The sequence below is a fragment of the Cupriavidus sp. 01L45 genome (genome assembly GCF_056399885.1).
Genome location: NZ_JBFTSG010000004.1, coordinates 112,702 through 121,928, shown reverse-complemented (window position 1 = coordinate 121,928; position 9,227 = coordinate 112,702). Strand labels below are relative to the sequence as shown.

Annotated in this window: 19 protein-coding genes; 6 read left to right on the top strand and 13 right to left on the bottom strand. The window is 62.5% G+C overall.

What is annotated here, in order from left to right:
- Positions 1 to 29: 29 nt before the first annotated feature.
- The 9 genes from AC1DT6_RS04240 to AC1DT6_RS04200 form a co-directional block, all read right to left on the bottom strand.
- Positions 30 to 833 carry an ERF family protein gene (locus AC1DT6_RS04240; protein ID WP_477114500.1) on the bottom strand — a complete coding sequence of 268 codons (804 nt, stop codon included), beginning with the start codon at positions 831 to 833 and terminating at the stop codon, positions 30 to 32.
- Complete coding sequence (locus AC1DT6_RS04235) at positions 830 to 2,002, bottom strand: hypothetical protein (RefSeq protein WP_477114499.1); 1,173 nt, start codon at positions 2,000 to 2,002, stop codon at positions 830 to 832. Before AC1DT6_RS04235 ends, AC1DT6_RS04240 begins: the two co-directional genes overlap by 4 nt.
- A 22-nt stretch (positions 2,003 to 2,024) precedes the next feature.
- On the bottom strand, positions 2,025 to 2,165 hold the full coding sequence (locus AC1DT6_RS04230) for a hypothetical protein (protein WP_477114498.1): 141 nt from the start codon (positions 2,163 to 2,165) through the stop codon (positions 2,025 to 2,027).
- Positions 2,162 to 2,305: a hypothetical protein gene (locus AC1DT6_RS04225; RefSeq protein ID WP_477114497.1), complete on the bottom strand. Its 144-nt coding sequence runs from the start codon at positions 2,303 to 2,305 to the stop codon at positions 2,162 to 2,164. Before AC1DT6_RS04225 ends, AC1DT6_RS04230 begins: the two co-directional genes overlap by 4 nt.
- Positions 2,302 to 2,487, bottom strand: a complete 186-nt coding sequence (locus tag AC1DT6_RS04220; RefSeq protein ID WP_477114496.1) for a hypothetical protein — start codon at positions 2,485 to 2,487, stop codon at positions 2,302 to 2,304. Before AC1DT6_RS04220 ends, AC1DT6_RS04225 begins: the two co-directional genes overlap by 4 nt.
- A complete protein-coding gene (locus AC1DT6_RS04215; RefSeq protein ID WP_477114495.1) occupies positions 2,484 to 2,825 on the bottom strand; it encodes a hypothetical protein in 342 nt (113 codons plus the stop codon). Before AC1DT6_RS04215 ends, AC1DT6_RS04220 begins: the two co-directional genes overlap by 4 nt.
- A 3-nt stretch (positions 2,826 to 2,828) precedes the next feature.
- Positions 2,829 to 3,125 (bottom strand): hypothetical protein, encoded by a 297-nt coding sequence (locus AC1DT6_RS04210; RefSeq protein WP_477114494.1) that lies wholly within the window; start codon positions 3,123 to 3,125, stop codon positions 2,829 to 2,831.
- A 10-nt stretch (positions 3,126 to 3,135) separates the two neighbouring features.
- The gene (locus AC1DT6_RS04205; RefSeq protein ID WP_477114493.1) at positions 3,136 to 3,549 is read right to left on the bottom strand and encodes a hypothetical protein; all 414 of its coding nucleotides are present in this window, start codon (positions 3,547 to 3,549) and stop codon (positions 3,136 to 3,138) included.
- Between the two features lie 148 nt (positions 3,550 to 3,697).
- A complete protein-coding gene (locus tag AC1DT6_RS04200) occupies positions 3,698 to 4,021 on the bottom strand; it encodes a hypothetical protein (RefSeq protein ID WP_477114492.1) in 324 nt (107 codons plus the stop codon).
- Between the two features lie 319 nt (positions 4,022 to 4,340).
- On the opposite strand from AC1DT6_RS04200, the gene AC1DT6_RS04195 reads away from it, so the two are divergent.
- Positions 4,341 to 4,538, top strand: a complete 198-nt coding sequence (locus AC1DT6_RS04195) for a hypothetical protein (protein WP_477114491.1) — start codon at positions 4,341 to 4,343, stop codon at positions 4,536 to 4,538.
- A gap of 53 nt (positions 4,539 to 4,591) precedes the next feature.
- Here the strand turns inward: AC1DT6_RS04195 and AC1DT6_RS04190 are convergent, their stop codons facing one another.
- The 3 genes from AC1DT6_RS04190 to AC1DT6_RS04180 form a co-directional block, all read right to left on the bottom strand.
- Positions 4,592 to 4,876 carry a hypothetical protein gene (locus AC1DT6_RS04190; protein ID WP_477114490.1) on the bottom strand — a complete coding sequence of 95 codons (285 nt, stop codon included), beginning with the start codon at positions 4,874 to 4,876 and terminating at the stop codon, positions 4,592 to 4,594.
- Positions 4,877 to 5,144: 268 nt separating this feature from the next.
- Positions 5,145 to 5,447, bottom strand: a complete 303-nt coding sequence (locus AC1DT6_RS04185; RefSeq protein ID WP_477114489.1) for a hypothetical protein — start codon at positions 5,445 to 5,447, stop codon at positions 5,145 to 5,147.
- A 75-nt stretch (positions 5,448 to 5,522) separates the two neighbouring features.
- Positions 5,523 to 6,032 (bottom strand): helix-turn-helix domain-containing protein, encoded by a 510-nt coding sequence (locus AC1DT6_RS04180; protein WP_477114488.1) that lies wholly within the window; start codon positions 6,030 to 6,032, stop codon positions 5,523 to 5,525.
- A gap of 118 nt (positions 6,033 to 6,150) precedes the next feature.
- Here AC1DT6_RS04180 and AC1DT6_RS04175 point away from each other — a divergent pair, with 118 nt between their 5' ends.
- Positions 6,151 to 6,381, top strand: coding sequence for a helix-turn-helix domain-containing protein (locus tag AC1DT6_RS04175; RefSeq protein WP_477114487.1), 231 nt, complete (start codon positions 6,151 to 6,153; stop codon positions 6,379 to 6,381).
- Positions 6,382 to 7,014: 633 nt separating this feature from the next.
- Here the strand turns inward: AC1DT6_RS04175 and AC1DT6_RS04170 are convergent.
- The gene (locus AC1DT6_RS04170; protein ID WP_477114486.1) at positions 7,015 to 7,311 is read right to left on the bottom strand and encodes a hypothetical protein; all 297 of its coding nucleotides are present in this window, start codon (positions 7,309 to 7,311) and stop codon (positions 7,015 to 7,017) included.
- Between the two features lie 37 nt (positions 7,312 to 7,348).
- Between AC1DT6_RS04170 and AC1DT6_RS04165 the strand changes: the two genes are divergently transcribed.
- The 4 genes from AC1DT6_RS04165 to AC1DT6_RS04150 all read left to right on the top strand — a co-directional run bounded on the left by AC1DT6_RS04165 (position 7,349) and on the right by AC1DT6_RS04150 (position 9,109).
- Positions 7,349 to 7,615 (top strand): hypothetical protein, encoded by a 267-nt coding sequence (locus tag AC1DT6_RS04165; RefSeq protein ID WP_477114485.1) that lies wholly within the window; start codon positions 7,349 to 7,351, stop codon positions 7,613 to 7,615.
- Positions 7,616 to 7,680: 65 nt separating this feature from the next.
- Positions 7,681 to 7,902: an Rmf/CrpP family protein gene (locus tag AC1DT6_RS04160; RefSeq protein WP_477114484.1), complete on the top strand. Its 222-nt coding sequence runs from the start codon at positions 7,681 to 7,683 to the stop codon at positions 7,900 to 7,902.
- Positions 7,899 to 8,825, top strand: a complete 927-nt coding sequence (locus AC1DT6_RS04155; RefSeq protein WP_477114483.1) for a phage Gp37/Gp68 family protein — start codon at positions 7,899 to 7,901, stop codon at positions 8,823 to 8,825. Before AC1DT6_RS04160 ends, AC1DT6_RS04155 begins: the two co-directional genes overlap by 4 nt.
- Positions 8,822 to 9,109, top strand: coding sequence for a hypothetical protein (locus AC1DT6_RS04150; protein ID WP_477114482.1), 288 nt, complete (start codon positions 8,822 to 8,824; stop codon positions 9,107 to 9,109). Before AC1DT6_RS04155 ends, AC1DT6_RS04150 begins: the two co-directional genes overlap by 4 nt.
- Positions 9,110 to 9,227 lie beyond the last annotated feature (118 nt).

Sequence of the window (9,227 nt, the reverse complement as noted above, 5' to 3'; positions counted from 1 at the left end):
GTCTGTGCTCGTAATGGTGTTGTCGGTGGTCAGGCTTCGGCGGGAAGGGGCTTTCCCACTGCGGTGGCGCGGAGCTTCATGCGGTGCGCGGCAATTACTTTCTTCAGTCGCGCGTGGTCGGTGCGCTGCTTCGCCAGCAGGCCGTTGTTCTTGCTCCAGTAGCTGAGCGCCTCTGCATCGGACGTTGTGGCCAGCGCCGCAGCAATCATCGGCTCGATGTCGATGTGGTCGGCGGGCGCCTCTGCCCGGGCGCCGGCACCGTGGCCGCCGCCGTCGTCGTCCATGCCCTTGGTGGACATGCCGGTGGCCGCAAGCAGGGTGTAGCGCTGCAGGTAGGTGACGGTCGACGCGGCCTGCTGAATCACGTTCTTCTTGCCGGATGCGTCCGGCGGCGCGACCATCGTGACCATCTCGGAGTGACCGAGGACGTGCGTCACGATGCAGTCGACGGTGATGGCGCCATTGCCCTGCTTGATGTCCCATCGGAAACTAAGCTGGTGCTTGGCCATGGCCGGTCCGATCGCCTCGGTGACGTCGGACAGTTCGGCGTGCATGTAGTTGGTCGTGTCGCCGTCGCGCGTCTTGAAATTCACTTCCTTGCGCTTGAAGATCTGGATCGGCTCAGCCTTGAAGGCGGTCATAGCAACCGTGAAAGCCTTGCGCGCCTCGTTCGCTTCCCAGCGCGCTTGAAGTTCCATCAAGCGCTCCAGGCGGTCCAGGTCGGCGCCGCTCTCGACGGCGATGCGGAGCAGGTCCGCCGGCGTGGCGCTCGGCGCGATGACGTTGCGCTGGATCTGCTGCACTTCGTGGTGGACTTCGGCGACCGAGTTCATGCTGCTTTCTCCATCTGCGCCCACGAATGGCGATTAAGCCAGCCTTGAGCGGCATCCTTGGTTACGCCGTAGTGAGAGGCGAGAACCTGAAGGATCTCGCCCGGATGCGGGCCGACAGTCTCGAATTGGATGCGGGCACGGCGCTGCTTCTCGGCCTCTTGTGCGTCCTTTTCTGACTGAATCCGGGCCGCCTCGATGCGCGCGGCCTCGTCTGCTTCCTCTTGCTTGCGGCGTGCCTCGGCGGCTTCTGCGTCAGCCTTCTCCTGCGCCATGCGCTCCGCCTCGCGGCGTTGGGCGTCGATGGCATCCTGCTGGCGCCGCAGCTCCGCGCGCTGGTCAGCGAGGGCACGCTCTTGGGCTTGGCGCTGCTCGTTGGCGACGCGGTCGGCTTCTACCTGCTTTGCACGCAGCTCGGCGAATTCTTTTTCCTGCGCCTCACGCCGCGCCTTCAGTTCCGCTTCCTGATTTTCGCGCTCGGCTGCTAGGCGGGCAGCCTCTTCGGCTTCGCGCTTTGCCTGCTCTGCTCGCAGTCGAGCCAGTTCCTCGCGCTCTGCTGCGATGCGGGCCTGCTCCGCTTCATGTGCCGCAGCGGCAGCAAGCATTTCGCGCAGCTTCGCCAGCGTCTCTTCTTGGGCGCGAGCGGCTGCGGTCGAGAATTCCTCGAATGATTCGGCGCTGACATCAGTGCACTCAAGATCCGCGATCGCGAGCTCGATAACGCTCACCCGCTGGCCGGCGGCGGCCATGGCGATATGGCGTATCGCATTGATGCGATCCTGATGAATAGCCACGCGCTGGCGCTCTGCCACCTCCCTGGCAGCCTTCTCTTCGTCCTTGCGCTTTTGCTCGGCGTCGACCAGTTCCTTGATGGGCTGCTCGATCGCTTTGACTGCCGCCACGATCTCGTCGCGCTTGTCGCGGTTGCGCTTCTGCCAGGCTAGGACCGGGCGATTCCAGTTCGTGTATGCCTCTTCGGTGGCGGTGCGCGTACCGACGCAGCGCTGCACGAATTCGCGAGCCGCTTTGTTGCCGGCTGTCGTCTTCACATCAAAGGCTTCGGTGCCAGCTTCACGCAACTCGGCAAGGCCTGCTTCGATCGGGTCGTACAAGGCGAGGGCGGTCGCCGACTCTGCCTGGACCGGATCCAGGACTTCAATTTGTGATTCCATGGTTTGCCTCAACGGAGGTGGATCAAGCGCCGGCGCGGATGGCGACGGTCAGGTACCAGATGCAGCCAGCAGCCAGGCCGAAGCCGATGGCGCCAGCCCACTGCCTGGCGGGCGAGCACTTCGCTGCGGCCAGTAGAGCGTTGGATCTCGGGTCGTAGGTCATGTCGAGTACCCCGGAAGGATCGAGATGGTGGTGTTGTCGCCTACAGCAGCAAGCAGCAGCACGATGGCGAGGGTCAGTAGGGCTGCGAATGCCCACGGGTGGTTGCGTTCGAAGCGGCAGAGGAAGTCGTCGTCTTTCATTGCTGGGCTCCGGAGGCCTTCGCGATAACGGCTTTCGCGGTGCGGTACAGGTCAGTCGACGAGTGGTCTTCGCCGCTCATGTCATCGACAGCGACGTATCGCTGGATCACGTTGGCCATCTCGCGGATCAGGTTTTCGCGATCAGCGGCGCGCGCGATGGCGCATTCCTGCGCGCGGGTCACGCCAGCACCTCGCCGAAATGGCGCGCAAGTTGCTGGTCCTCCATCGCCGCGAGGGTGTTGCGATCCTCGCGGTCGGCATCCCAGTCGCGGCTGGATTCAGCGATCTGCTGATCGAGGTCGGCTTGCTCTTGCTGATAGGCGGCCAGAGCCAGTCCGGCGATGTCTTCCAGGTCGGCGTCGTCGTGCAGGTGCATGACGTCGACGCCGGAATCGGAGACCGCGGCTACCTCGAAGACGTCCGGAGCGCCCGGCTCGTCCATCGAGTGGGCATAGCCGCCGAAGAATGTGCCGGAAACCTGGAGCGTGGCGGCGTTGTGGATGATGGTTACGGATGCCATGGCTCAGGCCTCCAGCGCGGCGAACATGTCGATGGTTTGGGTGTCTGGCGTGACTTCTTCCGCCGGCACGAGGTCCTTCAGTTGGGTTTCGCCGTCGCCGCCGTAGGGAAGGCTGTCTGGCGTCCAATCGGCAGGCAGGCGGTCGATTGACTTGATCTCGCCGTGCACGTCTACGTCGGGATCAATCTCATTCCAGATGTCGCGGGCATAGTCGATGGCCGCGGTATGGGCGTCGATATCGCTCTCGGCCATCACGATGGCGGTGACGGAAAGCTCTACGGTGTAGGGTTTCAGTGCCATGGCGCGCCCCTCAGTTCAAGCCGTAGTAGCGGACTTCGACCAAGTGATCGCCGGTAGCGGCGTCCACGCGCGGCGCGCTGATGGAGGGGCTGCGGTAGCTGTCGATGCCAGCCTTCAGCGCTTGGGCGCGCTCCTGCAGCGTCTTTTGATCCCTGCAGCGGAGGGTATGCACGCCGCCCGAGCCGACGGCGCGGTGCCGCACAGTGACGATCGCCGGCGCCTTGATCGCCTGCTCGTTCTCGACGCTGGTGTTGGCGGTAGCCACCATCAAGTCGTTCAGATCGGTGTAGTGCGCCAACTGAAGAACATCGCGGTCGGCGCGCGGAATTCCTGCGTAGCTCATCTTGTCGATGTGCAGGAAGGCCTTCAGGTACTCGTCGCGCTCAGTTGGCGAGAAGCGGCTGATTATTTCGGACGGCGTCATGGTTTGCTCCATCGGGTTGGGCGCTGACCGGAGAGGCTGGCGCCGTGCTGATGGAACAAACTATACACCAATGAATAGATAAAGCAATACGCAAATGAATAGATACGCTCATGCCCCAACTTTGGAGGGGTGCCGGCCTTGGGCCGTCTTATTTCGCAAAGGCGTTCACTTGGGCCGAAAGGGCGAGGCGTTGGATTGCACCGGCAAGGAGTTCCACGGCGACCGGGCGGTGCTCGGGATACCGCTCGGCGAACTCGGAAATGATGTCGCAGAGGGATCGCATCAGGAGCTCCGGCTCTTCTGCATAGATGCCATCAATGGCGGCGTGGTAGGCACCGAAGGGCAGGTGCTCGACTTCGATTCGACCGCTTGCTGGCGTGTCATTCTGCGGACCGCTTGGCGGGGGGCGACCCAGATTCTTTCCTCGTGCCCACCTCCCCCGATAGGCGGCTAGATCAATAACCTTGCTCATTAAGACCCCGCGATGCGGCCGGTGTGAAGTCCCAGCCCTTCGCGCTTATTACATGAGCGATACTCGTGGTATACCCCTAAAGAGGGGGAGGCAGACGCACTTGTCGCTTAATGACAAGTGGCTATGTAGGCATTTAGAGGGGATCGCCAAAAGCCCACCTAAGGCTCGACTTAGGCGCATGGAGGTAGGGCTATGCACCATAGCAGGGCACCCCCACAAAGAGGGGCAGACGAATCTGCGGGGATTGCAGCAAGCCAGCTCTATCACGCAGGAACGGCACTAGACTTAGCGGGCAAGGTAGAGCGAGCGGAGGTATGCCATGACCGTAGATGACGTGATCCAGGCATTCGAGTGCCTGGCGAGCGATGACAGCGAGGCTTTGCCGGTTGAGGACGCTATGGCAACCCTGGCAGCGATCATGGCCGACGAGAAGACACCAAACGACCTACGGCTAGAGCTGCTGGATGTGGGTGCAACGCTGTGGCGGCTAGGTCTGGCCGCCCGCATGGGTGAGTAGGCAACAAAAAGCCCGCCTCAGTGGCGGGCTTTGCGTGGGCTGGCGGGGCTATATCAGTGAATCAGCTTTGCTGCGGCGAAGGCGAGGCCGGTCAGGGCGATAGCTGTCCCGATGAACCATTTGAGCAGGGTGGATTCAAGTTGCGAAACATCCGCCTTCGTCGAGGTATGCTCAAGCCGCGTCTCGATTTTGACGAGGCGCTCTCGGATGTCGGGGATCGCTGCTTCCAGCTTGGCTACGCGGGGTTCCATGCGGTCATTATAGGGAGGTTCTCCGCCATTCGCTCCGCCTTCGTTGCCTTTGGCTTCTTTTGTGTAGAACGGGATGATCTCAGCCATGTTGAGCCTCCGCCGGCATCAGAATCCCGCTAAGCTCATGAAGAGCCACATATCCGCAGTTTAGGCATTTGCAGAAGACTAGCTCCTTGCCGGCCACTTCCACTGTGTAGACGGGCGACTCGAACTTGTCGTCGAGGGCGTCAGTCTTTGCTACCGTAACAAAGAAATCCACGTTTCCATTGGTACACCGAGGGCACTTTCGAGTGACCCCGCGCGCCTCAAAGAAGGCGGCCACATCTTTTGCTTTGGTGATTTTCTCACCCATCAGTCAGAACCCATAATTGTTCCGGCGCTGCCCGCTTGGTTGGATCGGCTGCTGGCCGTAGGACTGGTTGTATTGGGGCGGGTTGCTGTACTCATCCTTCTGGTGCCCGCGCTGGCCGGTATAGGGATTCACGCCGCCATACTGGTTGTTCTCGGCGTTGTAGTTGTTCGAGCGCAGCTGATCCGGGTTCGATCGCATATGGCCCTCGCGGTAAGTCCCGTTCTTGTCGACGCTGGGGCGCACATAGGTCTGAGCGCTCGCGGGCACGGCGGCCACGACGAGGGCTATCGCAATGATGGCTTTCATTTTTGGGGATCCTTTTGGGGGTGGTGGCCGAGAGTACCCCGGCAATGCTCTATGCCGCTCCCCGCTGAAGTAGGGCTACTTTGTCTTCTGGCGCCCCCCGGCGTGCGTCGGGTGCAGGCCGGTGAACTCGATGACCTTCCTCTTCCTCGAGAACAGGGGCTGCTCGGCTGGTGCGGGCGCAACTTGGCCGGAGATCTCGGCGCTCTTCAGTTCCTGAAGCCATCCGAGCGCCTTAGATAGAGCGCTATCGGACAGCGCCGTAAGAATGGCCGCTGCTTGGGCAACCTGCATTTCCCGCAGAACGGTGGCGCGCGCTGCGAACTCGTCCACTGGCTCAACGACGACCGCAGCCCCAGCCCCAGGCGCGCCAGCCTGGGCGATGCCCTCAACCAGGTATTCAACTGGATCATCCGGCCCCTCGATCAGCCAGGTAACCGTGACGCCCAAGGCTGCGGCTAGTTTCTTTACTGTGCCCAACTCCGGTGTATCCGTCGTGCCCTTAAGCACGCGCGCGATCGTCGGCTGCGGCACGCCCGATAGCCGGCTCAGAGCGCTTTGGCCTTTGACCTTGCGCTCTTTCATCATTCGATCAAGTCGTGTTGCGATTCCCATGGGCGTAGATATACGTGCGCGTATAGAAGGGCGTCAAACTTCTATTCAACGATGCATTGACAAGCTATTCATTCGCGTATAGATTTGTCGCATGGACAAATCACATCACGCCAAACTCGCTGAGATCAAAGCCCACGCCGGCCTAAGCGAAGTCGCGCTGGCCCGCCGGCTTGGCGTCTCACAGCCCACTGTGAATCGCATCCTGAACGGTCAGGTCGACTGCAAGGGGAGCACGCTGGTGGCCATCGATCATCTCTATGCCGGGGTCTTCGGCCCGGGCGCGCAGCAGGCCGYTGCGGCAACGACTGCGGTGCCGGCGTGATCAGCCTTTCTCGTCAAGCACCCGCGCAAGGCTCTGCAGATCGGCAAGCAGTTGCTCGGTCGACCGAATGCACGCCGCAACTGCCGCGCGCTGATCAAGGCTTGGCTCACCGCCTGGGTACGGCGTCCCAACGCCTGTCGCAAGCCATTCTGGCGAGACTCCAAGCGCTCTCGCAATCGACAGCGTGTGCCGGCTCCCCTTGGCATTCCGGTTCGGGTCGCACAGGTACCCGATGGACTGTGGGCGCATGCCGACACGCTGAGCAAGCGCGCGACCAGAGGTTGGCGGATGCGTCTGCGCCATTGCCCAACGGAGCCGTTCGCCAAGCGTGTACATGCGTCGGAGTTTGTCACCGGACCCATACAGGTTTGTCTGCTTTTTCGCATCAGAGCGCTCTGCTGCTGGTGGCGCCTTTGACACGAACCCCGCCGCTTGACTGACCCCCTTGCGGCTTCCCCCTCGCGTCTTGGCGCGGGGACTTTTTATACCCGTTGCTCGAAAGCCAAATGACCCCAACCCAGATTCCAGCGAATGCGGTACCGCGGACTGCGAGGCAGATGGTCTTCGGGTATGCGCCGTCGCGGCGCGCCATGTGCGACCAGTGCCAAGCAGGGCAGGTAGGTCCGGTGCCATTTACAGCGCGCCGGCCAGTACCAGCTCCATGTGCTCGTCCACATCGGCAAGCGCTTCGGCTGATTCATCTAACAGCATTGCGTGCTCGCAGGGGTGCAGCCCTTCTTCGTGCACGGACTCACGCATGGATGCTAGGCATTCCCGCACAAGTTCGGGTGCTCGGTCGCCGTGTTGAGTCGCATAGAGGCGCAGCACAAGCTGACGCACGAGAAAGAGCTGCAGCCGGAGGTTCCGGTGCTCCAAGTCGTGTTCGCCAATCGGCTTTGCCCGTTGGCTAGTTGCTTGTTGCTGCTCCATTTACCGCTCCTAAATCTGGTCCGGGGGGATCACCTAAATGCTTGAATTTGAAACCATGCTTATGGCCCGCGCCCCATACACACACCCGCTCGGCAAGTTGACCCACGAATCGAGAGCGCTCTTGCCGGAGTGCGTTGGCGAGAAGCTTGTGCAGACCGCGAGCCAGCACGGCATGACCGAGGCAGAGCTTGTCCGCGAAATCCTTTGCCAGTGGGGCTTCGGTGACCTGATGGACAAGATAGCTCAGGAACGACGCCGAATCACGGCGATGAATCCGGCAGGAATCGGCGAGCAAGACCAGTAAGGCCGCAAGGCACGCAAAAACACACCGCAGCGCCGAGCGCGCCGCAACATCCGGGGGCGGAGGAAATGGAACAGATCAGGTCGCGGGAAGCGATTCGAGAAGAGGGCGCGAAGGCCGCGCGCGAGGGCAAGTCGATCGAGGCTTGCAGCTACGAAGTCGGGACCGAGGCGCGCGAAGAGTGGGAAGACGGCTACTGCCAGGTGGCTGCGAGCGCTGTTCTCGCGCACGACTTCCGTACCAGCCAAGGCCGCCAGTTGGCCGGCATGCTTGAGAGGGCGGCAGCATGAGCGAGAACTCAAAAATTGAGTGGACCGACCACACATTCAACCCGTGGGAGGGTTGCCAGAAGGTCGGCCCAGGCTGCGACCGTTGCTATGCGGAGACGCGCAACGCGCGCTTTGGTGGCGGCCAGGCCGTGAACTGGGGTCCGGGCGCACCGCGCCGGCGCACGAGCGCAGCGAACTGGCGGAAGCCGCTCGCATGGGAGCGCAATGCCGGGGCGTTCTATGCCCAGAATCAGCGGCACCAGCGCGTCTTCTGCGCAAGCTTGGGCGACGTGTTCGACAACGCCGTGGATCCGGCTTGGCGCGCGGACCTCTTCGAGTTGATTCGAGCAACGCCGAACCTCGACTGGCTTCTGCTGACCAAGCGCATCGGGAATGTGCTCAACATGGGCTACCCCATCGGGGCCGACGGCCTGATGCTGCCCAACATCTGGCTTGGCGCGACGATCTGTAACCAGGAGGAGGCCGACCGCGACATACCAAAGCTGCTGGCCGTGCCGGCGCGCGTGCGGTTTCTCAGCATGGAGCCGCTGCTCGGGCCGGTGGACCTGCGCACCATCGATATCGATGGCCACAGCGAGATTTACCCGCTCAAGGGAACCGTCAGCTGCGAAGACGACGACGGGAATCCGGTGGCCAATCTTCCCGCCATCGACTGGGTGATCGTGGGCGGCGAAAGCGGCACGAACGCACGGCCAATGCATCCAGACTGGGCTCGGAGCCTGCGCGACCAGTGCTCAGCCGCCGGCGTGCCGTTTCTGTTCAAGCAATGGGGTGAATGGCTAGGCGCGGGACAAGACGGCAATCACAACCACGACCCGATCGAACTTAATGCCAGCGACCTACCTGTGCGCGTGGGAAAGAAGGCTGCTGGCCGCCTGCTCGACGGCGTACAGCACGATGGATTCCCGGGACCCGCAGCATGAGCGCAGCACACAACCCCACCTATTTCCCCATCCACCCGGGCGACACCCGCGACATGATCCCCTTGCGCGCGGTGCTGCGCCACCAAGCCCAGGCGGTGACCAACCACGGCCAGCCGGTGCATAGCCTGGCCGAGCGCGGCGGGTTGACGTGGCAGGAGCTGGCGGCGGTGCTGGAGGATCGGCCCTTCCGCCAGATGGATCCTGATGTCGCGCGCCTCGCCTGCTTGGGTGTTGTGGCGAGCGAGGAAGCCGCCTGCGCAGCCGCCACGGCTGAAGGGGGATAGCCTGCCATGCTGACTCGAAGCACAACACCTATGAAGAGAGGCGCGCCGCTCCAGCGCCGCACTCCGCTCAAGTCCTCCGTCTGGTTAAAGCAGACGGCAGGCTTGGTGCCCAGCCCCT